The following is a 24,184-nucleotide window of genomic DNA, read 5'->3' as shown; positions in this document are numbered from 1 at the left end:
ATGACGACCGACCACCTGATCGTCGAGGACGACGACGCCCACGGAGGACCCATGCCCGAGATCACCACGGATACGTACGACGTCGTCGTCGTCGGCGCGGGGGCCGGTGGTCTCGCCGCGGCCATCACCGCGGCCCACGCGGGCAGCTCCGTCCTGCTCCTCGAAGCCGCCGAGGTCTGCGGCGGCGCGACCGCATGGTCGGGCGGATGGCTCTGGGCGCCGCGCTCGATGCTCGCCCACGCGGAGGGAGTCGACGAGTCGATCGACGACGTCAAGGCCTACCTGCGCGCGGCCGTCGGCGACGACTACGACGAGGAGCGGACGGACGCCTTCCTGCGCGCCGCGCCGGAGATGATCGCCTTCTTCCAGACCGAGACCGCCCTGCAGTTCGTGCCGGGTTCGCGCATCAACGACATCTACGGGGACCTCCCGCACGCCGGCACCGGCAACAGGTCGGCGGGCGCGAAGCCGATCAACGCTCGCCGACTCAGCCCGTCGGTGCGACGCCTGCTGCGCGGCCAGCTGTACGAGACGTCCTTCCTCGGCATGGGCATCATGGCGGGGCCCGACCTCGGCGCCTTCCTCTCCGCCTCGCGCGGGAGCCTCCGCGGCATCTGGCACGCGGGCCGCCGGGTCACCGCGCACGTGATCGACCTCGTCCTCCATCGGCGTGGGATGCAGCTGGTCAACGGCACCGCCCTGGTCGGCCGCCTCCTGCAGTCCGCCGAGGACGCGGGAGTGCGCATCCTCGTCTCCTCCCCCGCGCGGCGTCTCCTGCAGGACGCGGATGGTCGCGTGACCGGCGTCGTCGCCGACACGCCGACGGGCGCCCGATCGTTCACGGCCCGCTCGGGCGTCGTCCTCGCCGCGGGCGGATTCCCGAACGACATCGAGCGGCGACGTCAGCGATTCCCGCGGACCCCCACCGGTCGCGAGCACTGGACCCTGGCTCCCGCGACGGCAGACGGATCGGGCATCACGCTCGGGGAGAGCGCCGGGGGCGTCCTTCGTCAGCAGGCCTCCGCCGGCGCCTGGTGCCCGGTCTCCCTCGTCCCGTACCGCTCCGGTCGCGTCGGCGTCTTCCCGCACATCATGGACCGCGCCAAGCCGGGCAGCATCGGCGTCGTGTCCACCGGCGAGCGCTTCGTCAACGAGGCGAACGGCTACTTCGACTACGTCGACGCGATGTTCCGGGCGGCCCCCGAGGGCGAACCCGTCCAGGCGTGGCAGATCGCGGACTCGCGGTTCGTCCGCCGGTACCCCCTCGGCATGGCCAAGCCTCGCCCCGTTCCGCTGTTCCCCTACCTCCGCAGCGGGTATCTCGTGACGGGGCGCACCCTGCGCGAGCTGGCCGAGAAGTGCGGCATCGACCCCGACGGGCTCGAGTCGACGGTGGCGGAGTTCAACGCGGATGCCCGCCGCGGCGTCGACCCGCGGTTCGGTCGCGGGTCGACGCCGTTCAACCGCTACGGCGGCGACCCCGCCAACGAGCCCCATCCCTCTCTCGCTCCGCTCGAGCACGGACCGTACTACGCGGTGCGCATCGTCCCCGGCTCGTTCGGGACCTTCGCGGGGCTCGCCACCGACGCGACGGCACGCGTGGTGGATACGGCGGGCGAGCCCATCGCGGGCCTCTACGCGGTCGGCGCCGACCAGGCGAACGTCATGGGCGGGCACTACCCCGCGGGCGGCGTCAACATCGGACCCGCACTGACGTTCGGCTTCGTCGCCGGCCGCGAGCTCGCCCGCACCCGCACGGCGGTGGCACGATGACCCGGGCTCTGGGGGTCGGCCACCTCACCCTCCTCGATCTCACCCCGCCGCAGCTGGTCGAGACGGCCGCACGGGCGGGCTTCGACTTCGTCGGCATGCGCGTGCGGGCGGTGACGACGACAGAGGCGGCCTTCCCGATGCGGGAGGGCTCCCCCATGCTGCGGGAGACCGTACAGCGCCTCCGGGACACCGGCCTCGTCGTGCGCGACATCGAGTTCCTCCCGCTGACGGCCGACACGACCGCCGACGACTGGATGCCGGCTCTCGCCTCGGGGGCCGAGCTCGGCGCATCCGTGCTGACCGTCACCGGCGCCGACCCCGACCGTTCGCGGCTCGTCGACACGCTCGGCCGGCTGGCGGCGGATGCCGCCGCGTTCGGCATCCGCCCGGCGCTCGAGCCGATCTCGTATCAGCCGGTCGCGCGGGTGGCCGACGCCGCGGACCTCGCCCGCGCGACCGGCGCGGTGCTCATGCTCGACCCGCTGCACATCGCGCGGGGCGGCTCCACCATCGCGGACGTCCGCGCAGTCGAGCCCGACCTCGTGCCGGTGGTGCAGCTGTGCGACGCACCGGAACGCCTCGACCCGGGGTCGATGGCGGAGCCCGATCGCATCGCCGCGCTGCAGCATGAGGCACGCCTCCAGCGCCTGCTGGTCGGTGAGGGCGAGCTCCCTCTCGCGGAGCTGCTGGCCGCGGCGCCCGAGGGCGTCCCGGTGAGCGTCGAGATCCCGCACGCGCGACTGCGCGCGCGCCTGGACGCCCTCGCCTTCGCCACCGCCGCCGCCCGGGCGGCGCGATCCCTGATCGAGCAGGTCGACGGCGCCACCCCGGATCGGGCGGCGGCACGATGAGCGCGCACCGCCCCTCGCATGAATCCCCGAAGGAGACGACCATGACCGCGAACGACCCCTGGGACGGCGAGACCGATCTGCTCGTGCTCGGCACGGGCGCCGCCGGCCTGTCGGCCGCCGTCACCGCCGCCGCGCGCGGGCTCGACGTCCTCGTGCTCGAGAAGACCGAGTATCTCGGCGGGACGACCGCCTACTCGGCCGGGACGTGCTGGGTGCCCGGGCACCGCCACCAGCGCGCGCTCGGACTCGTCGACGAGCGCGAGAACGCGTCGCGCTACCTCGACGGCGTCGTGGGCGACAAGGCACCGCGGGAGATCCGCGAGGCCTACCTGGAGCACGGCCCGGCGATGATCGACTGGTTCCACGACCTCGGTGTGCGGTTCTGGCACTCGGCGACCGTGGTCGACTACCACCCGGAGGTCGAGGGGGCCGGAGTGGGCCGCGCGCTCGAGCCCGAGACGTTCGACGGGCGCCGGCTCGGCGCGTCGGACTTCCGCCGCGTCCGGCCCCCCGTTCCGGAGTTCGCCCTCTTCGGCGGCACGCTCATGGTGCGCCGCGCCGAGGTGAACCGGCTGCTGGAGCTGTTCCGGTGGTCGCCGCGGGCGGCGCTCACGGCGCTCCGCCTCGGCGTCCGATGGACGTTCGACCGGGTGGGGCATCCCCGCGGCACGCGTCTGGCCATGGGCAACGCGCTCGTCGCGAATCTCTTCCACACGCTCACCGCGCACGGCGGTCGCGTGCTGTTCGGCAGCACCGCGAAGGAGCTCGTCGTGGAAGGGGGCGCGGTGGTCGGAGCCGTCGTCGCGAGCGAGGGCCGCGAGCTGCGCATCCGCACGCGGCGGGGCGTCGTGCTCGCCGGCGGCGGGTTCGCCGCGAGCCCCGCCTGGCGCCGCGACCACCTGCCCACTCCCACCCCCCAGTTCACCCGCGCCGCAGAGGGCGCGACCGGGGACACGATCCGCCTGGGGCTGACCGCCGGCGGCGCCCTCGGCCCCGATCACGGCGACAACGGCTTCTGGTTCCCGAGTTCGATCGGGCGGCGCCGCGACGGTTCGCAGGTGGTGTTCCCGCACATCTGGGATCGTGCGAAGCCGGGCATCGTCGCGGTCGGGGCCTCGGGGCGCAGGTTCGTCGACGAATCGGTCTCGTACCACCGGTTCGTCCGGGCGATGTACGCGGCGCTCCCGCGCGGCGAGGCCACGCCCGCCTGGCTGATCATCGACTCCCGCGCGCTGCGGGAGTACGGACTGGGCATGGTCCGCCCGCACACGGCGGCACCCTTCCTGCGCGCCCACGTCGCGGACGGCTATCTCCACCGCGCCGACACGATCGAGGAGCTCGCGGAGCAGATCGGCGTCGATGTCGCCGGCCTCGCCGAGACGGTCCGGCGGAACAACCGGTTCGCCGTCACGGGAGTGGACGAGGACTTCGGGAAGGGCACGAGCCCCTTCGGGCATCAGTACGGCGACCCGCGGCACGCGCCGAACGTGAACCTCGGCGCGATCGAGACGGCGCCGTTCTACGCGATGGCGGTCGTCCCGACTCCGCTCGGAACGGCGCGCGGCCTGCGCATCGACACGCGGGCACGCGTGCTGGATGCCGAGGGCGAGCCCGTCGCAGGCCTGTACGCCGCCGGCAACGACGCCGACTCGCCGATGGCATCCGAGTACCCGGGAGCCGGCGGACAGGTGGGCGCGGGCATGGTGTTCGGCTACCTGGCCGCCAACGACGCGGCCGGGGTCTCGGACACGGCCACCGCCGGCGCGAAGGCGAAGACGGCGCGATGACCTCCGATCTGAGGGCGCTCGCCACCTCGCTCGACCAGATCGGGGTGGTCGTCCGCGACGCCGACGCCGCCGCGGAGGGGATGCGCCGGATCTTCGGGCTCGAGCCGCGCCTGCGGACGACGAACCGCTACACGGGGGCCGCCTATCGCGGAGCGACCATCGACACCGAGGTCGAGGCGCTGTTCTACGACCTCTTCGGGATCGAGATCGAGTTCCTCTGCCCGCTCGGGGGGCCCGACATCTGGCAGGAGTTCGTCGACGCGCACGGCGGCGGCCTGCACCACATCCGCTTCGCCGTCGAGGACCACGATGCCGTCGTCGCGGCGATGGCCGGGATCGGCGTGCCGGTGCATCAGGAGGGGGACTCGGTGCGCGGCGGCGGCGTGCGGTACGCGTACTTCGACGCGCGCCCGAGCCTCGGCTTCTTCCTGGAGATCCTCTCGACACCGCGATGAGCCGGCCCCCGAGCCCTCCCGCGCCCACCCGGTATGCTCGCGACGTGGAGATCCGCTGGCTGGAGGCATTCGTCGTCGTCGCGGAGGAGTTGCACTTCGGCCGGGCCGCGCAGCGCCTGCACGTGGCGCAGTCCCCCCTCAGTCAGACGATCCGCCGCCTGGAGGCGAGCATCGGCGCCGAGCTGTTCGAGCGCAACACCCGCAGCGTCGCCCTGACTCCGGCGGGCCGCGCGCTGCTGCCCAAGGCGTACCGCGTGATCCAGGATCTCGCGCTCGCCACCGAGGCGGCCCGGGCGGCGTCCGGCTCCATCCACGGCACGGTCCGCATCGGCTTCTCGGGAGCCTTCAACCACCTCACCCTGCCGGCGCTCGCGCGCTCCGTGCGGCGCGAGCTGCCCGAGATCGACCTCCAGCTCATCAGCCGCGTGCGCACGGGGGACGGACTCGCGAAGCTGCGCAACGGCACGATCGACCTCGCCTTCGTCGGGCTGCCGGTGACGGACGCGGACGTCGAGGCGCGACTCATCTCGCGCACGCCCCTGGGCGCCGTGCTCCCCGTCGACCACCCGCTCGCCGAGGCGGACTCCCTCAGCGCCCGTCAGCTCGCCGACGACGACTTCCTCTCCATGCCGGTGGACGGCTCGTCCTCGATGGCGGAGGGCCTGCTGCGCTGCTGCATCGCGGCGGGGTTCCGACCGCGGATCACGCAGGAGATCACCGATCCGTACATCATGCTGACCCTCGTGGCGACCGGGCTCGGCGTGACGATCACCGCGGAGGACCTCGCTCCGATCATGCCGCGCGGCGCGCGGTGGATTCCCCTCAGCGACAGCCCCCAGTACATGCTCCACGGCATCGCCTGGATGGCCGACGAGCAGTCCAGCGCGCTGCGCGCCGTCCTCGATCTGTCGCAGCGCGTCCTGCCGACGCCACCCGACGCACCCTGACCACGGGTCGCGGCTCTTCGCATCTATGCATGATCTGCACATAGTGCGAGACAAACTCTGTTCTGGACGCAACACAATCTCGGTGTCACTCTGAGTGCGGGTGGAGACCCACCCCTGAATCGGAACGACGGCGTCTGAGTCCAGCGCCCCTCACGCGAAGGCACACCATGTCAACGACGACATCCCCACCCACCCCGCGCAACAACGCCCGGATCGCAGCCGTCTCCGGCTTCATCGGAAGCGCGCTGGAGTACTACGACTTCTTCATCTACGCCTCGGCGGCGGCGCTCATCTTCCCGCACCTCTTCTTCCCCGCGGGCGAGCCGGGCGTCGCCACGCTGCTGTCGTTCGCGACCGTCGGCGTCGCGTACGTCGCCCGCCCCTTCGGCGCCATCCTCTGGGGCCACGTCGGCGACCGGTGGGGTCGCAAGAAGGCCCTGCTGGCGTGCCTGTCGATCATGGGCGTCGCGACCTTCCTCGTGGGCTGCCTGCCCACGTGGGACGCCATCGGCGTCGCCGCCCCCATCATCATCGTCGCCCTCCGCCTCATCCAGGGCGTCTCCGCGGGCGGGGAGTCCCCGGGATCGAGCGCACTGACCCTCGAGCACGCCCCGGACCGCCGTCGCGGCTTCTTCACGAGCTGGACGATGAGCGGCATCATGTTCGGCATCGTCATCTCGAGCCTCGTGTTCATCCCGATCGCCGCGATGCCGGAGGAGGCGCTCCTCAGCTGGGGCTGGCGCGTGCCGTTCTGGGCGTCCCTCCTGGTCACCGTGGTGGCGATCGTGCTGCGCCGCATGCTCGACGAGCCGGAGGTGTTCGAGGAGGTCAAGGAGACCGACGAGGTCGCCAAGATCCCGCTCGTCACGCTCCTGCGCTACAACGGCGGCACCGTCGTGCGCGTCACGCTCATGGCGGTATTCGCGGCCGTCAACACGATGTTCAACGTCTTCGTCCTCGCCTACGGCACGACGGTGGCCGGCATCCCGCGCGCCGAGATGCTGATCATCATCACCGTGGCCAACTTCGCCGCCGTGTGCTTCGGGCCCGTCGCCGGCATGCTGTCCGACCGCTTCGGTCGCAAGCCCGTCTTCCTCATCGGACTCGTGCTGCAGTCGATCACGATCTACGCGCTCCTGGCCGCCGTCGACGCCGCCAACATGCCGCTCGTGTGGACCCTGAGCATCCTCCTCATCGGTGGCGCCTACACCCTGTCGAACGCCGTCTACCCGGCGTACTTCCCCGAGCAGTTCCCGGCGCGCGTGCGCTACACCGGCATGGCGGTGAGCCTCATGCTGGGCCTGCTCCTGGCGGGCTTCACCCCGGCGATCGCCCAAGGCTTCGTCACCGGCGAGGGCAACGAGCAGAACTGGCCGGCGGTCGCCATCTTCACGATCGCGATCGTGGTGGTCTCCGGGGTCGCGACCCTCTTCGCGCCGGAGACGGCGTTCACGCCCACCGCCCACCTCGGACTGTCGCGTCGCCAGCTCGCCGAGATCGGCCGTCGCGAGGTCGTCGGTGAGGCCCTCACCGAGTCGGTCCGCACCACGCCGTACGACCGGCTGCGCCGCTGAGCCCTTCGTCGAGGCCGCACCCTCCGGGGTGCGGCCTCGACGCCTCCCCGAGAAAGGACGCAGAACAAATGACCGCTTCATACCTCGTCGGGCTGATCGGGTCGGGCATCGGCTCCTCGGCGACGCCCGCGCTGCACGAGCACGAGGCCGACGCCCTCGGCGTCCGCTACCTGTACCGCACGATCGACATCGACCGCCTCGGGCGCTCCGCCGACGACGCCGCCGAGCTGGTCCGCGCCGCGCGAGAGCTCGGCTTCGACGCCCTCAACATCACCCACCCCTGCAAGCAGACCGTCCTGCGGGGCCTCGACGACCTGTCACCCGACGCCCGCCTGCTGGGGGCCGTCAACACGGTGCTGTTCCGTGACGGGCGCTCGCTCGGTCTGAACACGGACCACTCGGGATTCGCCGCGGGACTGCGCGACGGGCTGCGGGATCCCGCGCTGGACGCGGTGGTCCTGCTCGGCTCGGGCGGCGCGGGCTCGGCGATCGCCTACGCACTGCTGACGGCCGGCGTCGCGAAGCTGAGCGTGTTCGACCCCATCGTGGAGCGCGCGGAGGCAGCGCGCGACGGGCTCTCGCCGCACTTCCCACGGGCGCGCGTCGACGCGATCGGCCCGGCGCAGCTGCCGGCCGCGGTCGCCGCCGCCGACGGCCTGGTCAACGCGACGCCGATCGGGATGGTCGGCCACCCCGGAACACCGCTGGACGTCGCCCTCCTGCACGACCGGCTGTGGGTCGCCGACGCCGTCTACCGCCCGCTGCGCACCGAACTCATCGAGGCCGCAGCGGACCTCGGCTGCGCCGTGCTCGACGGGGGCCGGATGGTCGTGGGGCAGTCCGCCGACACGTTCCGGCTCATCACCGGGCTCGAGCCGGACCGAGCGCGGATGCGCGCGCACTTCCTCTCGCTCACCGGTGCGACCGAGACTCAGGCCGTCGCACGCTGAGGCGCGATCGCCCGGTCAGTAATCGGCGCGACCCCCGGACAGGTCGAAGGTCTGTCCGGTCGTGAACGCGCACTGATCGCTCGCGATCCAGGCGACGGTCGCGGCGACCTCGTCGATCCGCAGGAACCGCCCCATCGGGATGAGCGCCCGCGTCCGCTCGACGAACTCGTCGGTGAGCTGCGTGAACAGCTCGGTCTCGACCATCGCGGGCGCCACGGCGTTCACCGTGATGCCGTCGCGCACGAGCTCCCGTGCGAGCACCTTGGTCATGCCGACGACGCCGTGCTTGGCGGCCGTGTACGCCGAGAGCGACGCGGTCGCCTCCTTGCCCGCGATCGACGCGATCGTGATGACCCGGCCCGACCCGCGCTCGCGCATGTGCGGGACGACCGTCTTCGCGGTGAGGAACGCGCCCGTCAGATCGATGTCCACCACGCGCCGCCAGTCGGCTGCCGCGTACTCCCACAGCGGCGCGACCGGGCCCGTGATCCCGGCGCACGAGATCACGACGTCCACGTGGCCGACGAGGTCCAGGGTGTCGCGCATCGCCGTCTGGAGGGACGACTCGTCGGTGACGTCCGCGCGGAACACACCGGCGGGGTGCCAGTCGCCCGCCAGCGCGTCGGTATCGCGGTCCCACACCACGACATCCGCCCCCGCCTCCGCGAAGGCCCGGCCGACGCCGGCGCCGATACCGCGCGCTCCCCCCGTGATCACGACGGCGGTCTGGCGGAAGTCGAAGGTCACCTGTGACATGCGAGTCAGGCTATCCAGGGATTGTGACGGCATGCAAGCATAAACAAAGACGTATTCAGTCGTTCAGTTCACATTGTTTGACACACATACTGGGGACGTCCGCCCCACCGACTAGGGGAACGGATCAGACGTGCAGCCCCGACGAAGGAGTCCCGATGCCCACGTATGCGGTCACCTACCGCTACCAGCCCGACAGCGACGAGGCGCGCACCGAGCATCGGGCCGCGCACGTGGAGTTCCTCCGCGGGCTGCACGAGGACGGCCGCCTCTACATGAGCGGCCCCCTGGATGCGTCCGAGCCGGGCGCGCTCCTCGTGTTCGAGGACGCGGATGCCGCGACCCTGGCCGCGCGTCTCGACGCCGACCCCTTCCACGCGCACGGGCTCATCGCGCAGCGGGACGTCGCCATGTGGCGGGTGTTCTTCGACCCGCGCGAGAGCGGGCAGCAGTGATGCTGACCGCGCGCACGACGGCACCCGGCTCGCTCGTCTTCGAGGAGGTGCCGCAGCCGCGCCGGGGCGCGGGCGAAGCCCTCGTGCGCGTGTGCACCGTGAGCCTGTGCGGCACCGACCTGCACATCTTCGGCGGAGACTTCGCGACCGACCTCCCGCTCGTCCAGGGGCACGAGATGGCGGGGATCGTCGTCGAGATCGACCCCGCCGCCGATTCGCCGCTGCGCGTCGGCGATCGCGTGGCGATCGATCCGCTCGTCGCCTGCGGGACGTGCCGAGCCTGTCGGCGGGGCCGCTCGAACGTGTGCGCACACCTGTCGGTGCTCGGATGCTACGAGGACGGCGGACTCGCCGAGCTCGTGAGCGTCCCCCTGCACCGGCTCCACCGCGTCCCCGACGGGCTCGGGCTCGACGTCGCCGCGCTCGGCGAGCCCGCCTCCATCGCGCTCCAGGCGGTCGCGCGCGCGGAGCCGGCGGAGGGCGACGTCGCCCTCGTCCTGGGGTGCGGTCCGATCGGGCTGCTCGCCGCGCTGGGACTCGCCGAGCGCGGCGTCACCGTCCTCGCCGCCGACACCGATCCCGCGCGCCTCGCCGTCGCCGCCCGTTTCGGGGCGCGCCACGCGCTGCGGGTCGACGGCGTGTTCCCCGACCCCGCCCAGGCCGAGCTCCTCGCGCAGGTGACCGGCGCGTCGGGGGTCGACATCGTCATCGAGGCGACCGGCGTGCCCGCGTCGCTCGAGAACGCGGTGCGGCTCGTCGGGCCGGGCGGGACGATCGTCCAGGTGGGGATCTCGTCGCGCGCCGCGGCGATCACGCTCAAGGACCTGACCGACAAGGAGATCGAGCTCCGCGGCAGCCGCAACAGCCGAGGTCTGATCCCCGATGGCCTCGCCATGCTCGCCCGGCATCCCGAGGCGACGGCGGCGCTGCTCACGCACCGGTTCCCGTTCGCCGAGCTCGAGGCGGCGCTGCGGCTCATGGCCGACCCGACCGAGCCCTCGGGCAAGATCGTCGTGCTCCTGCCGACGGGCGAGGAGGAGGCGGCATGAGCGCGGCGACGGGGCTCGCCGTCGGCGTCGAGGCGCTTCCCGGCGAGATCGACGTCCTGGTGCTCGGATCCGGCGCGTCCGGTCTCGTGGCGGCGCTGCGCGCGGCCGACGCGGGGGCATCCGTGTGCGTCGCCGAGCGCGCCGCACTCCTCGGCGGGACGACGTGCGCGGGCGGGGGCGTCATCTGGGCCCCCGCGACCGACCTCGCCGCGCAGGCGGGATACGCCGACAGCGCGGAAGACGGGCGGCGGTACCTCACGGCCGCCTCCGGACACGTCATGGCCGACGAGGACATCGCCTGGTACGTCGAGACGGCCGCCGCGGCGGTGGACTATCTCGTCGGCTCGACGCGGGTGCGCCTCACCCCGCTCGCCCGCCCCGACTACCGCGCCGAATGGCCCGGCGCGGCGACGGGCGGCCGCAGTCTCGACAACGACGACTTCGACCCCGCCTGCCACGACGGGCTCGCCGAGTCGCTGCGTCCCTCGTCGTACTTCCCGCTTCTGACGATGGCCGAGCGCGACGCGCTCAACGGTCGCGCTCCCGACGCCGATCTCCTCGCCGAGCGCCGGGAGCGCGGGGTGCGGACGATGGGTGGCGCTCTCACCGGCTCCCTCGTGGCGAGCGCGCTCGACCGCGGCATCCACGTCATCCGTGAGGCGCGCGCGAGCGGTCTCGACCGCGACGGGGGCGACTGGATCGTCGCGTTCGGCGACCGCCGCGTGCGCGCCCGCGCGGTCGTGGTCGCGACCGGCGGCTTCGAGTGGAACGAGCGACTGCGCGACGCCTTCCTCCCGTTCCCGGTGACGCCGATCAGCGCGCCGTCCAACGAGGGCGACGGACTCGAGATGGGGATGCGCGCCGGCGCAGCCCTCGCGGACATGACCTCGATCTGGGGGGTGCCCGTGCTCACGCCGCCCGATCAGGTCTACGACGGGTCGCCGTCCGGACGCATGGGCAACGTCGAGATGACCCTACCGGGGTCGATCGTCGTCAACGCCGCGGGCGAGCGCTTCGTCAACGAGGCCCTCGCCTACCACGACACGTGCCGGATGTTCGGCGACACCGACCCGTCCACGGGCCGGCTCCGCAACCTCCCCGCATGGCTCGTCTTCGACGCCGACTTCGCCGCGCGCTACCCCGTGGGCGGGTCGCCCGCGGGATCCCCTCCCGACTGGGCGGTCTCCGCGGACACGATCGAGGGCCTCGCCGAGCTCGTCGGCATCGACCCCCGGGGGCTGGTCGCGACGCTGACCGCGTTCAACGCCGACGCGCTCCGGGGTCGGGACACGCGCTTCGGTCGCGGCGACACGGCGCAGGACCGATTCCTGGGGGATGCGACGCACGAGCCGAACCCGTGCATCGCGCCGCTGCTGGCGCCGCCGTTCTCCGCAGTCCCCCTCCATCCGGGCGTCCTCGGGACGGCCGGGGGTCTGCGCACCGACCGCGACGGCCGGGTGCTCGACGGGCGCGGTGTGCCGCTGGACGGCCTGTACGCCGCCGGCAACGTGTCGGCCGGGGTGTTCCGCAACACCTACCCCGGCGGCGGGGCGACGCTCGGCTCGGCCGTCGCGCGCGCCTACGCGGCGGGCGACGCCGCCGGCCGCCAGGCGGTGACGGCATGAGGGTGGGAGTGATCGGTGCGGGAGCGATCGGACGCACGCACCTCGACACCATCGCCGCGACGGAGGGCTTCGAGGTGGCGGGGCTCGCCGACCCGATGGACGCGGCGGCCGCCGTCGCGCACGCCGCCGGCACCCGCCACTACCGGGATCACCGGGAGCTGTTCGCGGCGGAGCGCCCCGACGCGGTCATCGTCGCGGCCCCGAACGAGCTGCACGTCCCGCAGGGACTGGATGCCGTCGCCGCGGGCATCCCCGCACTGATCGAGAAGCCGATCGCCGGCGACCATGCGAGCGCGCTCGAGCTCGTCGCGGCATCCGAGACCCGCGGGGTGCCGGTGCTGGTGGGCCACCATCGGCGCTACCACCCCGTCACGGTGCGGGCGAAGGAGATCATCGACTCGGGCCGGCTCGGGCGGATCGCCGCGGTCGGGGTGACCTCGTTCGTGCGCAAGCCGGACGACTACTTCGACATCGCGTGGCACCGTGCGCCGGGGTCCGGCGGCAGCTTCCTCATCAACCTCATCCACGAGATCGACCTGCTGCGCCACCTCGTCGGCGAGATCGTCGCGGTCTCGGCACTCGCGTCGTCGGCCGTCCGCGGCCTGGACGTCGAGGACTCCGGCGCCGTGACCGTCGCGTTCGAGGGAGGCGCCGTCGGGAGCATCGTCATCTCCGACGCCGTCTCGGCGCCGTGGGGCTGGGACCTCACGGCCGGCGACTCGCCCCGCTTCCCCGCGCACGACGTCGACGCGATCCGGATCGGCGGCGTCGCGGCATCCCTCGCGATCCCGACGCTCGACGTCTGGAGCCACGACGGCGCCCAGACGTGGACGACGCCGCTCGTCGCCGAACGCGCCCCGCGCGGGGCCGAGAGTCCGTACGTGCAGCAGCTCCGCCACCTCGGAGAGGTCGCCGCAGGGCGCGCGCTCCCGCTCGTCAGCGCCCGGGAGGGGGCCCGCAACCTCGCGATCCTGGAGGCCGTCACCACGGCCGCCGCCACCGGCGCGACCGTGCGGGTGTGACCCGCGTGGGGCGCCCCGGGGTGGGGTGACCCGGGGGTGGGGTGGGGTGGTGCGGGGCGGGGCGGGTGATCCAGGGCGGGGTGCGCGGGGGCGTGCCCGGGTTCGGGGTCGCGTGTGGTCACCCGGGGCGAGGCCACGCAGGTTCGGGGTCGCGAGTGGTCACCCAAGGCGAGGCCACGCAGGTTCGGGGTCGCGTGTGGTCACCCAAGGCGAGGTTCGGGGTCGCGAGTGACCACCCGGGGCGAGGTTCGGGGTCGCGAGTGGCCACCCGGGGCGAGGCCACGCAGGTTCGGGGTCGCGTGTGGTCGCCTCAGGACATCCGACGCGACACGGCGCGACCCCGAACCCGCCAACCTCCGACCTCACGCGACCCCAATCTCGCCCAGCCCCTCACGCCCAGGAGACGTGGCATCCACCTCCCGCCCTGTGGGCCGGGCTTGCCCCGTCTCACCCACGCGCCCACTTTCGGGGTCGCGTGTGATCATCCCAAGGCGAGGCCACGCAGGTTCGGGGTCGCCACTGGTCGCCTCACGACATCCGACGCGACACGACGCGACCCCGAGCTGGCCATCCAGCGACGACAAGCGACCCCGAACTTGACCAGCCGCTCACACCCGAGTGTTGAGTACCTGCCTCCCTACTCTCCGGAGCCGGGCGCCCCGTCTCAACCACGCGCCCATTTTCGGGGTGGTGTGTAGCCACCCCAGGGCGAGACCACCCGCGTTCGGGGTCGCGTGTGGCCACCCAAGGCAAGACCACCCGCCGTTCGGGGTCGCGTGTGGTCACCCCAGGGCAAGGCCACGCAGGTTCGGGGTCGCGAGTGGTCGCCTCACGACATCCGATGCGACACGACGCGACCCCGAACTGGCCATCCGCCGACCTCACGCGACCCCAAACCCGCCGAACCCACGCCCGAACCCGCCAACCACCGACCTCGCGCGACCCCGAGCCCGCCGAACCCACGCCCGAACCCGCCGAACCCACCCGCGCCCGAACCCACCCCGACCCGCCCCCACGCGCGGGGGGCACAGCAGGATCAGGCCTCGCGCGTGATGGTCACCCGCACGTGCAGCTCGCTCTTGAACGGACCCGCGTAGACGCCGCGCAGCGGCGGGACGTCGTTGTAGTCGCGGCCGCGCCCCACCAAGACGTGCCGATCGCCGATCTCCACGCGGTTCGTGGGGTCGAAGCCCTGCCATCCTCCGGTGAACCACTCGACCCAGGCGTGGGACTCCCCCGTGACGGGGACCCCGACCTCGGGATGCGCACTCGGGTGCAGATAGCCCGACACGTACCGGGCCGGGATGCCCACTTCGCGCAGCGCGCCCAGGGTGATGTGCGTGATGTCCTGGCAGACGCCCTTGCGCTCGGCCCAGGCCTCCGCACCGGTCGAATGCACGCCGGTGAACCCGTGCACGTACTCCATCGCGTCGCCGGCGGCGGTCGCGATGGCGATCGCGGCGCGGCAGGGCTCGTCGTGCTGCGCGGCGATCGAGCGGGCGATCTCGGCGACCTCGGGGTGCGGAGCCGTGCGCACGGTCTGTCCGAGCATCTCGACCGTCCCGACGCCCCGTGCGGACTCGCGCGCGAGGCGGTCCCACGTCATCTCGGCGACCTCGATCGGACGCGGTCGCACCTCGACGAGGGAGCGGGCCGTGATGCCGAGCGACGCGTGCGGCGCGAGGACGTCGAACGCGGCCACCCGGGTCCCGAAGTAGTCGGTGTAGTGGTTCACGCTCGTCGACGGCTCGATGTCGAGCTGCGAGCTCAGCACGAACTGGCTGTCGGTCGAGCTCGGCAGCATCCGCGCCTCGTTGTACGACGTGCCGACCTCGCCCTCGTAGGCGAAGCCCGTGGCGTGCTCGATCCGCAAACGCATCATGAGGTCTCTCCGATCCAGCTGGGCTCGGCGTGCGTCGGGAAGAACCGATCGCGGATCGCCTCGGACGCCTGGCGTGTCACCTTCTGCACCTGCTCCATGTGTTCGGGGAGCTCGCGCAGGATCTCGTCGATCGGCCGATACTCGAGGTCGTTGCGGATGCGGCCGAGTGCCCGCAGCACGGTGTTGGAATGGCCGACGCGGTCGGCGACCGGGTCGATCGCACTCATGCAGCGTTCGGCCTGCGTGATCGAGTGGATGACCGAGCGCGGAAACAGCCGGTCCAGCAGCAGGAACTCGGCGGCGTTGGCGGCGCTCGGCATCCCGCGGTAGGTGCGCAGGTACGCCTCGTAGGCCCCGCACGAGCGCAGGATGGTCGTCCACGACGGGCCGGAGGCCTCCGTCAGCGCCTTCGTGGCGAGCAAGCGCGCGGTCATGTCGGTGCGTTCGATCGAGCGCCCGAGGGTGAGGAACTGCCACGCCTCGTCACGGCTCGTCGAGGAGTCCGTGATGCCCACGGCGAGCGCCGAGCGCTCGCGCACCCACTGGAAGAACTCGTGCACCTTCTCGTTGTTGATGCGGCGGGGCATCCGCGAGTAGGTGGTGTTGAGCGTCTCCCACAGCTCGGTGGAGACGATCTCCCGCGCCCGACGGGCGTTCTCGCGCGAGGCCTGCACCGCGTACGCGATGCTCGACGGGTTGGCACGGTCGACCGCGAGGCTCGTCAGCACGTCGCCGCGGGTGACGCGCACCCCGGGCTCGGGCTGGAGCGACCCCATGACGCCCATCAGCGAACGGCAGGCGGTGTCCTCGTCGATCCAGGGATCCTCGAGCAGCAGCTGGAGGTGGACGTCCAGGATGCGCGCCGTTCCGTCGCTGCGCTCGATGTAGCGCCCGATCCAGAACAGCGACTCGGCGATGCGGCTCAGCACGAGGCCACCCCCTCTGCGGCGGGTCCGGTCTGCTGCTGCTGCTCCTGCTGCTCCGACCGCGTCCGCGGCGGGTCCTGCGGGGAGTGCGTCTGCGGCTGCTGCGTGTCGTAGATGATGGGGATCGCCTCGGTGACGGATGCCTGATCGGCGACGAGCTCGGCGAGACCGCCCGAGCCCTGCGTGCCGAGCGGGCCGCGCTGCGGCGCGTCGCCGCCGACGATCCACGTGTCCTTGGATCCGCCGCCCTGCGAGGAGTTGACGACGAGCTGCCCCTCGGGCAGGGCCACGCGGGTGAGGCCGCCGGGCAGCACCCACACCTCGTCGCCGTTGTTGACGGCGAAGGGGCGCAGGTCCGCGTGCCGCGGGCGCATCCCGTCCTCAACGAGGGTGGGGATCGTGGAGAGCATGACCACCGGCTGCGCGATCCAACCGCGCGGATCGGCGATGAGCTTCGCGCGGAGCTTGTCGAGCTCCGCCGGCGAGGCGTCCGGTCCGACGACGAGCCCCTTGCCGCCCGACCCGTCGACCGGCTTGACGACGAGCTCGTCGAGCCGGTCGAGTACCTCGGCGAGCGCGTCGGGCTCCTCCAGCCGCCACGTGTCGACGTTCTTGAGGAGGGGCTCCTCGGCCAGGTAGTACCGGATGAGGTCGGGGACGTAGGTGTACAGGAGCTTGTCGTCGGCGACGCCGTTGCCGACCGCGTTGGCGATCGTGACGTTGCCCAGACGCGCGGCGAGCATCAGCCCGGGCGCTCCGAGCATGGAGTCGGCCCGGAACTGCAGCGGGTCCAGGAAGTCGTCGTCCACCCGGCGGTAGATCACGTCGACCCGCTTGAGCCCGCGCGTCGTGCGCATGAACACCTTGCCGCCGATGCACTGCAGGTCGCGCCCCTCGACGAGCTCGATGCCCATGAGGCGTGCGAGCAGGGTGTGCTCGAAGTACGCGGAGTTGTAGACGCCGGGGGTCAGCACGACGACGTTCGGGTCCTCGACGCCGGGAGGGGCGGAGGCACGCAGGGCCTGCAGCAGCTTGTTGGGATAGTCGCCCACCGGCTGGACGCGCATGGAGTGGAACAGCTCCGGCAGCGTCTGGGCCATCACCCGGCGGTTGGAGATGACGTAGCTGACCCCGGACGGCACGCGCACGTTGTCCTCCAGCACGCGCATCTCGCCGTTCTCGTCGCGGATGAGGTCGATCCCGGCGACCTGGATGCGCACGCCGTTGGCCGAGTGCACGCCCGCCGCCTGGCGGTAGAAGTACTGACTGGATGCGATCAGCGCGGCCGGCAGGACACCGTCGCGCACACAGTGCTGGTGGCCGTATGCATCGTCGAGGAAGGCCTCGAGCGCCTTCACCCGCTGCTGCACGCCCTTCTCGACGCGGGTCCACTCGTCGTACTCGATGACCCGGGGCACTGCATCCAGCGGGAAGGGCCGCTCCTCCCCCGCGAAGTCGAAGGTGACGCCCTGCGCGAGGTACGAGCTCGCGAGCGAATCCGTGCGTCCGCGCAGCTCCTCCTGGGTGAGGCGGGCCAGCGCCTGGTAGAGCTCGCGATAGGCCGCGCGCGAGGGGCTCGACGCCCCCGCGTCGGCCCCGTCTCCCGGGGCCCGCTCGAACATCTCGTCGAACGCGGGAACGCCCGACGAGGTCTTGCGCGGCGCCAGCGTCGAGCCGTATCCGTCGAAAAGGTCACCCATGCCCTGAGCCTAGTCCGGGTCATGTTTCGCAGAAATGACGGACCCCGAGGACGCGCCGGAGCGGGACCCGGAGGCGGCCGGGATCGGCGGTCCGACGGGCTCACCGGTTAGCATGAGAGCGGCCCGATGGACCGGGCACGACGTCGGGAGTCGCCGTGGTTGCACCGCTCGAGGAGCTCGTTTCGCGTCTCCTCACGCTCGCGACGCCGGAGCCAGGCAACGACGCGCGACGGCTTCCCCCCGAGCGGGAGCTCGGCGAGGCGCTCGGGATGAGCCGCGGCGCTCTGCGGGAGCAGCTCTCCGTTCTCGAACGGCTCGGCTTCCTGCACCGCACCCAGGGGCGCGGCACCTACATCGACACCCCTTCCGACGATTTCGTGCGCTCCTACTTCACGATCGCCCGCGAGCTCGGCTACCTCACCGACGAGCAGTTCGCGGAGTCCCGCGTCATGCTCGAGGAGGCCGTCGCGGAGACGGCGGCGGTGCGCGCGTCGACCGAGGAGATCGCGGACCTGCGCGCGGACGTGGATCGGATGATTGCGGCCACGATGAGCGACGACCACGAGGCCGCCTTCGAAGCGGACGTGACCTTCCATCGACGGCTGCAGTCAATGGTCGACAACCCGGTCCTCCATCTCATGCACGACGGCCTGAGCCACGTGCTGCGCGAGGCGATCCGCTTCCGCCGCCTCGAGGCGGTCGCCGTCGAACCGGTCGATGCGAACGGTGTGCGGCGCACCGACAGCGTGCACTACGCCATCGTCGAGGCGATCGAGGCACGCGACCCGGAGGCCGCTCGGCTCGCGATGCGACAGCACTTCGACAACTGGTCCTCGCTGGGCATCCCCGTCGTCCGCTGATCCGCCCGGCGCCGGGCGGGCGGTCTCACCCTTCGGCGATTGGTTGAACCAATCATTGACACGCTCGTCCCGCGCTTCTATCATCATGACTGCGCATTGGTAGAACCAATGCTCGTCGTCATCCGTCCGACCAATGGAGGTCCTCGCCCATGACCGCTTCCTCACCGACCGTCGCCTTCGTGGGCGTGGGGGCGATCGGCCTGCCGATGGCCTCCCAGCTCGCCGCCGCCGGTGTCCGCGTGATCGCCGTCGACCCGTTCGCCGTCGCCCGCGAGAGGGCGGCCGAAGCCGGCATGCAGCCCGCGGCGGAGATCGCCGAGGCCGCCGAAGCCACGGTGGTGATCGTGATGGTCGCCACCCCGGCCCAGCTCGACACGCTCATCAGCGACGCCCTCGCGGCGGGAATCGTGCCGGGGACGACCTGGGTGATCATGAGCACGGTCGGCCCCGAAGCGGTCGTCGCCGCCGGGGACCGGATCTCTGCCGCAGGCGGCCACGTCGTGGACGCGCCCGTCACCGGGGGCGTCGCCCGAGCACGTACGGGCACCCTCACGATCTTCGCGGCCGGCGGCACGGAGGCTCTGGCCGCGACGGCGCCCCTCCTGGAACGGCTCGGCACCGTGCGTGTCGTGGGCGCGGAGATCGGTCGCGGCCAAGCGATCAAGGTCGTCAACCAGCACCTGTGCGCTGTGCACATCGTCGCCGCCGCCGAGGCGCTCGCACTCGCCGAGCGGCTGGGCCTCGACCCGGCCGAGGTGCTTCCGCTCCTCGAGTCGGGCGCGGCGGGGTCGTGGATGCTCGCCGATCGCGGCCCGCGCATGCTGCAGGGCACCGACGCCGAGGTGACGAGCCAGATCACCATCTTCGTCAAGGACTCCGGCCTCGTCGCCGACGCCGCCCGCGCTGCCGACGCCGAGACCCCCCTCCTCGACGCGGCTCGCGAACGCTACCTCGCCGCCGCGGACCTCGGCCTCGGCACGCGGGACGACTCGCGCGTGATCGAGACCTACTCGCGCCCCTGACCCGACGCATCACCCGACCCCCGCACCACCCTGTTCAAGGAGGAACACCGTGACCACCGCCACGCGCGCACCGCGCATCACCCGCGACAATCCCCTCAAGGTGTCGATCGCCTCGATGATCGGCACCGCCGTCGAGAGCTACGACTTCTTCATCTACGGCACCGCCGCCGCCGCATACTTCGGCACCGCCTTCTTCCACGCGGAGAACGCGTTCATCGGCGTCCTCGCCTCGTTCGCGACCCTCGCGATCGGGTTCCTGTTCCGTCCCATCGGCGGATACCTCGCGGGGCACTACGGCGACCGCGTCGGACGCAAGTTCATCCTGATCGCCGCGCTGACGATCATGGGTGCGGCCACGTTCCTCATCGGCCTGCTGCCGACGTACGCCGCGATCGGCGTCGCCGCCCCGATCCTGCTGATCCTGCTGCGCGCCATCCAGGGCATCGGCTACGGCGCCGAGTGGGGCGGCGCCGTGCTCATGGCGGTGGAGCACGCGCCCGCGAAGCGGCGCGGATTCTTCGGATCCGTCACCCAGATCGGCATCCCCGCCGGGCTCCTGCTCGCCAACGGCACGTTCCTGCTCTCGGCCGCCCTGTTCGAGGGCGACTGGGTGTGGCGTGCGCCCTTCCTGGCATCCATCGTCATGGTGGTGATCGGCCTGTGGATCCGGCTCGGCATCACCGAGTCGCCCGACTTCCAGAAGATGAAGGCGGCCGGAGAGATCCACAAGCGCCCGGCTATCGAGGTCATCAAGCGCGATTGGCGCAGCATCCTGCGCATCATCGGGCTCCGCCTGGCCGAGACCGGCGGCTACTACATCACGACCAGCTTCGTGCTCAGCTACGTCGTGCTCGCCGAGGTGATCGACAAGCAGTACGTGCTGCTCGGCACGATCGTCGGCTCCGCGCTGGGTCTCGGATCGCATCTGCTCTACGGCGCCTGGTCCGATAGGATCGGGCGGCGCAACGTCTTCCTGATCGGCTCGGTGTTCACGATCCTCTTCGCGTTCCCGATGTTCCTGCTCATCAACACGGGAGTGGCGATCATGGTCATCGTCGCCGTCGCGCTCAGCCTGCTGCTCAGCCACGACCCGATCTTCGCGGTCGAAGCCAGCTGGTTCTCCGAGCTGTTCCCCCGCGACGTGCGTTCGTCGGGCATCTCGCTCGGCTACAACGGGGCCGCCATCGTGGCGGGCCTGCTCCCGTTCATCGCGACGGCCCTGTACGGCTGGGTGGGTTGGATCGGCCCCGCCATCCTGTTCGCGCTGCTCGGCGTCGTCTCGACCCTGACGGCTCTTGTGACGCGCGAGACCGCGCCGGTGAAGACCGGCGAGACCGACGACGTGCCGCTCGATCCGGTCGCCGTCTGACGATCATCCGCCGCCCGACGACCACGAGAAGAGACCTCCGATGCCAGACACCCTCTCCCGGACGGATGCCGCGACGATCGCCGATCGCACCGCGCGGGTGCGCCGGGGCGCCCAGAACATCCGCCTGCACGCGCTCCGCATGGGCGAGGTGCAGGGGCAGGGATACGTCGGCCAGGCGCTCGGCGCCGCCGACATCCTGGCCGTCGTCTACCTCGATCAGCTGCGACTGCGTGCCGACGACCCGCACTGGGAGGCACGGGATCGCTTCCTGCTGTCGACCGGCCATTACGCCATCGGGCTCTACGCGGCGCTCGCGGAGGCCGGCGTGATCCCCGTCGAAGAGCTGGACACCTACGGGTCCGACGACTCCCGACTGCCGATGTCGGGCATGGCGAGCTACACGCCGGGGATGGAGATCTCCGGCGGGTCGCTCGGCCACGGGCTCTCGGTCGCCGTCGGGATGGCCCTCGGGCTGCGGCACGGCGGCAGCGACGCACGGATCGTCAACTTCCTCTCCGACGGAGAGCTCAACGAGGGGTCGACGTGGGAGGCGGCGATGGGCGCCGCCTCCCACCGGCTCGGCAACCTGACGGCGATCGTCGACATGAACGCCCTGCAGGCGGACGGCCCCACCGCATCGGTGCTCGGCATCGAGCCCGTCGAGGAGAAGTGGCGCGCGTTCGGCTGGCACACGCAACGCGTCGACGGGAACGATCCCACTGCGCTCCTCGCCGCCTTCGACCGCATCGACGACCGCGACAGCACGGGGGCGCCGCAGGTGATCGTCTGCGACACCCGCGTCGGGCGCGGCGTCCCGCTCCTGGAGCAGCGCGAGAAGAACCACTTCATGCGCATCGAAGAACACGAATGGGCGATCTGCCGTGAGCAGCTCGTCGCCGGATACGAGGAGGACGGCCGATGACCACGACAGCGCAGACCGCCGGCGCGCCGGCGCGCCTGAAGACCTCGGCGATGATCGCGTCGTTCGCCGACCCCGGGCAGAAGACGGCGTCGGCCCCGTTCGGGCACGCCCTGGCGGCGCTCGCCGACGCCGACCCTCGGGTCGTCGGTCTGAGCGCGGACCTGGCCAAGTACACCGACATGCATGTGTTCCGGCAGGCGCACCCCGACCGCTTCTTCCAGATGGGGATGGCCGAGCAGCTGTTGTTCGGCGCCGCGGCGGGGATGGCCGAGACCGGCCTCGTGCCGTTCGCGTCGACGTACTCGGTGTTCGCCGCGCGGCGGGCCTATGACTTCATCTGCCTCGACATCGCCGAGCCCCAGCTCAACGTCAACATCGTCGGCGGACTGCCGGGACTCACCACGGGATACGGCCCGAGCCACCAGGCGACCGAGGACGTGGCGATCTTCCGCGGCGTTCCCGGTCTCACGATCGTCGACCCGTGCGATGCGGTGGACATCGCCCAGGCGGTGCCCCAGCTCGCCGCCGCGGAGGGTCCGACCTACCTCCGGCTGCTCCGGGGCAACGTTCCGAGCGTGCTCGACGAGTACGACTACACGTTCCAGCTCGGCAGGGCCGCGGTGCTCCGACCGGGAGCGGACGTCGTGTTCGTCTCCAGCGGCCTCATGACGATGCGCGCGCTGCAGGCCGCCGAGGCCCTCGCGGCGCACCGCGTCGACGTCGCGGTCGTGCACACGCCGACCCTGAAGCCGTTCGACGAGGAGACCGTGGTCCGCGAGATCGACACGCCCCGGCTCGCCGTGACCCTGGAGAACCACACCGTCGTCGGCGGACTGTTCGAGACGGTGGCATCCGCCCTCGTGCGCCGGGGCGTCGGACGCCGGGTCGTGCCTGTGGGCCTGCCGGACGAGTTCCTCGATGCGGGGGCGCTCCCGACGCTGCACGAGCGATACGGGCTGTCCACGGCCGCCATCGTGGCCCGCGTGCTCGACGAGCTGCGATGAAGACCCTCGTCCTCGACGACGACCCGACCGGCACCCAGTCCGCGGCGGACGCGCTCGTGCTGCTCCGCTGGGACACCGCGTCGCTCGTCGACGCCCTGCGCACGCGCGACGCCGTCTATCTCCTGACGAACACCCGCGCGATCGACGAGGCGGAGGCGGTGGGGCTCCTCGAGAGCGTGCGCGACGATCTCGCCGCCGTGGAGGACGAGCTGGGCGAGCCGGTGCACGTCGTGCTCCGCGGGGACTCGACGCTGCGGGGCCACGTCTTCGCCGAGACGGAGGTGTTCGCCCGCCCCGACGACCTCATCCTCTTCGTGCCCGCCTTCCCGCAGGGCGGACGGACGACCCACGACGGGATGCACTACGTGCGCGTCGACGGTGTGGACGTCCCCGCCCACGAGAGCGAGTACGCCGCGGACCCTGTGTTCCCGTTCGCCTCCGGCTATCTTCCCGACTTCGTGCGAGCGCGTTCGACGCGACCGGTCGTCCGCATCCCGCTGGACGACGTGCGCGCAGGCCGCCTCGCCGACGCAGTCAGCGCGGCGGCGCCGGGCAGCGTGCTGCTTCCCGACGCCATCACCGACGACGACCTCCGCGCCATCGCGGGCGCGGTGCGGAGGGTGTGGTCGTCGGGCCGCTCCGTCGTCGTCCGCTCCGCGTCGCCCCTCGCCGCCGCCATCGCAGGCGTCGAGAGCGCGGGCCTGCTCCCGGTGCCGCTGGTCGACGCCGCCGCGCCGACGCTGCTCGTCTGCGGGTCGCACACCGACGGCGCCACCCGCCAGCTCGCCCGGGTGTCGGAGCGATGGTCGGCGCCCACCCCGATCCACACGGATGCCGCCCTGGCGGACGCGCCGGCGGAAGCCGCCCGCGCGGCCGCCGTCGTCGCGCGGCTGATCTCCACGGCGGGGTTCGGGGCGCTCGCGTCGGAACGCGCGCGCCGCCCGGAGCACAACACGCTCGCGCATGGGGAGCGGGTGATGGCCGCCCTCACCTCGGCGGTCGAGGCTCTGCGCTCGGACGTGTCGGTCGTGGTGTCCAAGGGGGGGATCACGTCGGCAGACGTCGCCCGCGTCGGCCTGGGCGCCGACCGCGCCCTGGTGCGCGGCCAAGTGCTGCCCGGGGTCTCGGTCTGGGACCTCACCACGCCGGAGGGTCGGGACCTGATCTACGTCGTCGTCCCCGGAAACGTCGGTGACCCGGCCACGATCGCCGACGTGCTGAGCGCTCTGCGCGTCCCCGCCGGCTGAATCCGGCCCCC

At 72.1% G+C, this 24,184-nt stretch carries 21 protein-coding genes; 17 read left to right on the top strand and 4 right to left on the bottom strand.

The features are described 5' to 3' along the window. The 7 genes from WFI00_RS01920 (at position 1) to WFI00_RS01890 (ending at position 8,337) form a co-directional block, all read left to right on the top strand. A complete protein-coding gene (locus WFI00_RS01920; RefSeq protein WP_336630875.1) occupies positions 1–1,773 on the top strand; it encodes an FAD-dependent oxidoreductase in 1,773 nt (590 codons plus the stop codon). Beyond that, positions 1,770–2,624, top strand: coding sequence for a sugar phosphate isomerase/epimerase family protein (locus WFI00_RS01915; RefSeq protein ID WP_336630874.1), 855 nt, complete (start codon positions 1,770–1,772; stop codon positions 2,622–2,624). Before WFI00_RS01920 ends, WFI00_RS01915 begins: the two co-directional genes overlap by 4 nt. Positions 2,625–2,665: 41 nt before the next feature. Next, positions 2,666–4,411 (top strand): FAD-dependent oxidoreductase, encoded by a 1,746-nt coding sequence (locus WFI00_RS01910; protein ID WP_336630873.1) that lies wholly within the window; start codon positions 2,666–2,668, stop codon positions 4,409–4,411. Continuing rightward, positions 4,408–4,866: a VOC family protein gene (locus WFI00_RS01905; RefSeq protein WP_336630872.1), complete on the top strand. Its 459-nt coding sequence runs from the start codon at positions 4,408–4,410 to the stop codon at positions 4,864–4,866. The genes WFI00_RS01910 and WFI00_RS01905 overlap by 4 nt, the downstream gene beginning before the upstream one ends. A 44-nt stretch (positions 4,867–4,910) precedes the next feature. Continuing rightward, entirely contained in the window at positions 4,911–5,813 is a 903-nt protein-coding gene (locus WFI00_RS01900; RefSeq protein WP_336630871.1) for a LysR family transcriptional regulator, read from the top strand. Between the two features lie 167 nt (positions 5,814–5,980). Then, complete coding sequence (locus tag WFI00_RS01895) at positions 5,981–7,387, top strand: MFS transporter (RefSeq protein ID WP_336630870.1); 1,407 nt, start codon at positions 5,981–5,983, stop codon at positions 7,385–7,387. 68 nt (positions 7,388–7,455) lie between these two features. Continuing rightward, positions 7,456–8,337 (top strand): shikimate dehydrogenase, encoded by an 882-nt coding sequence (locus tag WFI00_RS01890; RefSeq protein WP_336630869.1) that lies wholly within the window; start codon positions 7,456–7,458, stop codon positions 8,335–8,337. 15 nt (positions 8,338–8,352) lie between these two features. Here WFI00_RS01890 and WFI00_RS01885 read toward each other — a convergent pair whose 3' ends face one another. After that, positions 8,353–9,093, bottom strand: a complete 741-nt coding sequence (locus tag WFI00_RS01885; protein ID WP_336630868.1) for an SDR family NAD(P)-dependent oxidoreductase — start codon at positions 9,091–9,093, stop codon at positions 8,353–8,355. Between the two features lie 155 nt (positions 9,094–9,248). Between WFI00_RS01885 and WFI00_RS01880 the strand changes: the two genes are divergently transcribed. From WFI00_RS01880 to WFI00_RS01865, 4 genes are read left to right on the top strand one after another with little or no spacing between them, the layout of a single operon-like run. After that, on the top strand, positions 9,249–9,545 hold the full coding sequence (locus tag WFI00_RS01880) for a YciI family protein (protein ID WP_336630867.1): 297 nt from the start codon (positions 9,249–9,251) through the stop codon (positions 9,543–9,545). Then, positions 9,545–10,594 (top strand): alcohol dehydrogenase catalytic domain-containing protein, encoded by a 1,050-nt coding sequence (locus WFI00_RS01875; RefSeq protein ID WP_336630866.1) that lies wholly within the window; start codon positions 9,545–9,547, stop codon positions 10,592–10,594. Before WFI00_RS01880 ends, WFI00_RS01875 begins: the two co-directional genes overlap by 1 nt. Next, positions 10,591–12,219, top strand: coding sequence for an FAD-dependent oxidoreductase (locus WFI00_RS01870; protein WP_336630865.1), 1,629 nt, complete (start codon positions 10,591–10,593; stop codon positions 12,217–12,219). The genes WFI00_RS01875 and WFI00_RS01870 overlap by 4 nt, the downstream gene beginning before the upstream one ends. Continuing rightward, positions 12,216–13,241 (top strand): Gfo/Idh/MocA family protein, encoded by a 1,026-nt coding sequence (locus WFI00_RS01865; RefSeq protein ID WP_336630864.1) that lies wholly within the window; start codon positions 12,216–12,218, stop codon positions 13,239–13,241. Before WFI00_RS01870 ends, WFI00_RS01865 begins: the two co-directional genes overlap by 4 nt. A gap of 1,036 nt (positions 13,242–14,277) precedes the next feature. Here WFI00_RS01865 and WFI00_RS01860 read toward each other — a convergent pair. The 3 genes from WFI00_RS01860 to WFI00_RS01850 are packed head-to-tail and all read right to left on the bottom strand — an operon-like array spanning position 14,278 to position 17,749. Beyond that, positions 14,278–15,123 (bottom strand): transglutaminase family protein, encoded by an 846-nt coding sequence (locus tag WFI00_RS01860; protein WP_336630863.1) that lies wholly within the window; start codon positions 15,121–15,123, stop codon positions 14,278–14,280. Beyond that, a complete protein-coding gene (locus WFI00_RS01855; RefSeq protein WP_336630862.1) occupies positions 15,120–16,052 on the bottom strand; it encodes an alpha-E domain-containing protein in 933 nt (310 codons plus the stop codon). Before WFI00_RS01855 ends, WFI00_RS01860 begins: the two co-directional genes overlap by 4 nt. Next, on the bottom strand, positions 16,046–17,749 hold the full coding sequence (locus WFI00_RS01850) for a circularly permuted type 2 ATP-grasp protein (RefSeq protein ID WP_336630861.1): 1,704 nt from the start codon (positions 17,747–17,749) through the stop codon (positions 16,046–16,048). Before WFI00_RS01850 ends, WFI00_RS01855 begins: the two co-directional genes overlap by 7 nt. A 155-nt stretch (positions 17,750–17,904) precedes the next feature. Here WFI00_RS01850 and WFI00_RS01845 point away from each other — a divergent pair, with 155 nt between their 5' ends. The 6 genes from WFI00_RS01845 (at position 17,905) to WFI00_RS01820 (ending at position 24,173) form a co-directional block, all read left to right on the top strand. After that, complete coding sequence (locus WFI00_RS01845; RefSeq protein ID WP_336630860.1) at positions 17,905–18,609, top strand: FadR/GntR family transcriptional regulator; 705 nt, start codon at positions 17,905–17,907, stop codon at positions 18,607–18,609. A gap of 89 nt (positions 18,610–18,698) precedes the next feature. After that, positions 18,699–19,631 (top strand): NAD(P)-dependent oxidoreductase, encoded by a 933-nt coding sequence (locus WFI00_RS01840; RefSeq protein WP_336631140.1) that lies wholly within the window; start codon positions 18,699–18,701, stop codon positions 19,629–19,631. A gap of 49 nt (positions 19,632–19,680) precedes the next feature. Next, positions 19,681–21,000 carry an MFS transporter gene (locus WFI00_RS01835; protein ID WP_336630859.1) on the top strand — a complete coding sequence of 440 codons (1,320 nt, stop codon included), beginning with the start codon at positions 19,681–19,683 and terminating at the stop codon, positions 20,998–21,000. A gap of 40 nt (positions 21,001–21,040) precedes the next feature. Beyond that, complete coding sequence (locus WFI00_RS01830; protein WP_336630858.1) at positions 21,041–21,922, top strand: transketolase; 882 nt, start codon at positions 21,041–21,043, stop codon at positions 21,920–21,922. Next, complete coding sequence (locus WFI00_RS01825; RefSeq protein WP_336630857.1) at positions 21,919–22,926, top strand: transketolase family protein; 1,008 nt, start codon at positions 21,919–21,921, stop codon at positions 22,924–22,926. Before WFI00_RS01830 ends, WFI00_RS01825 begins: the two co-directional genes overlap by 4 nt. Beyond that, the gene (locus WFI00_RS01820) at positions 22,923–24,173 is read left to right on the top strand and encodes a four-carbon acid sugar kinase family protein (protein ID WP_336630856.1); all 1,251 of its coding nucleotides are present in this window, start codon (positions 22,923–22,925) and stop codon (positions 24,171–24,173) included. The genes WFI00_RS01825 and WFI00_RS01820 overlap by 4 nt, the downstream gene beginning before the upstream one ends. Positions 24,174–24,184 lie beyond the last annotated feature (11 nt).

Origin of the sequence: Microbacterium sp. MMO-56 (genome assembly GCF_037146215.1) — a bacterium.
Lineage (GTDB): Bacteria > Actinomycetota > Actinomycetes > Actinomycetales > Microbacteriaceae > Microbacterium.
Note: the sequence above shows the minus strand (reverse complement) of the source record. Positions and strands in the feature narration are given on the sequence as shown.

Bases quoted from the DNA above. Each gene is read 5' to 3' on its own strand.
- WFI00_RS01870 (WP_336630865.1), top strand. From the start codon at position 10,591: ATGAGCGCGGCGACGGGGCTCGCCGTCGGCGTCGAGGCGCTTCCCGGC.
- WFI00_RS01865 (WP_336630864.1), top strand. From the start codon at position 12,216: ATGAGGGTGGGAGTGATCGGTGCGGGAGCGATCGGACGCACGCACCTC.
- WFI00_RS01875 (WP_336630866.1), top strand. From the start codon at position 9,545: ATGCTGACCGCGCGCACGACGGCACCCGGCTCGCTCGTCTTCGAGGAG.
- WFI00_RS01890 (WP_336630869.1), top strand. From the start codon at position 7,456: ATGACCGCTTCATACCTCGTCGGGCTGATCGGGTCGGGCATCGGCTCC.
- WFI00_RS01915 (WP_336630874.1), top strand. From the start codon at position 1,770: ATGACCCGGGCTCTGGGGGTCGGCCACCTCACCCTCCTCGATCTCACC.
- WFI00_RS01895 (WP_336630870.1), top strand. From the start codon at position 5,981: ATGTCAACGACGACATCCCCACCCACCCCGCGCAACAACGCCCGGATC.
- WFI00_RS01905 (WP_336630872.1), top strand. From the start codon at position 4,408: ATGACCTCCGATCTGAGGGCGCTCGCCACCTCGCTCGACCAGATCGGG.
- WFI00_RS01825 (WP_336630857.1), top strand. From the start codon at position 21,919: ATGACCACGACAGCGCAGACCGCCGGCGCGCCGGCGCGCCTGAAGACC.
- WFI00_RS01860 (WP_336630863.1), bottom strand. From the start codon at position 15,123: ATGATGCGTTTGCGGATCGAGCACGCCACGGGCTTCGCCTACGAGGGC.
- WFI00_RS01820 (WP_336630856.1), top strand. From the start codon at position 22,923: ATGAAGACCCTCGTCCTCGACGACGACCCGACCGGCACCCAGTCCGCG.
- WFI00_RS01920 (WP_336630875.1), top strand. From the start codon at position 1: ATGACGACCGACCACCTGATCGTCGAGGACGACGACGCCCACGGAGGA.
- WFI00_RS01885 (WP_336630868.1), bottom strand. From the start codon at position 9,093: ATGTCACAGGTGACCTTCGACTTCCGCCAGACCGCCGTCGTGATCACG.
- WFI00_RS01910 (WP_336630873.1), top strand. From the start codon at position 2,666: ATGACCGCGAACGACCCCTGGGACGGCGAGACCGATCTGCTCGTGCTC.
- WFI00_RS01880 (WP_336630867.1), top strand. From the start codon at position 9,249: ATGCCCACGTATGCGGTCACCTACCGCTACCAGCCCGACAGCGACGAG.
- WFI00_RS01850 (WP_336630861.1), bottom strand. From the start codon at position 17,749: ATGGGTGACCTTTTCGACGGATACGGCTCGACGCTGGCGCCGCGCAAG.
- WFI00_RS01830 (WP_336630858.1), top strand. From the start codon at position 21,041: ATGCCAGACACCCTCTCCCGGACGGATGCCGCGACGATCGCCGATCGC.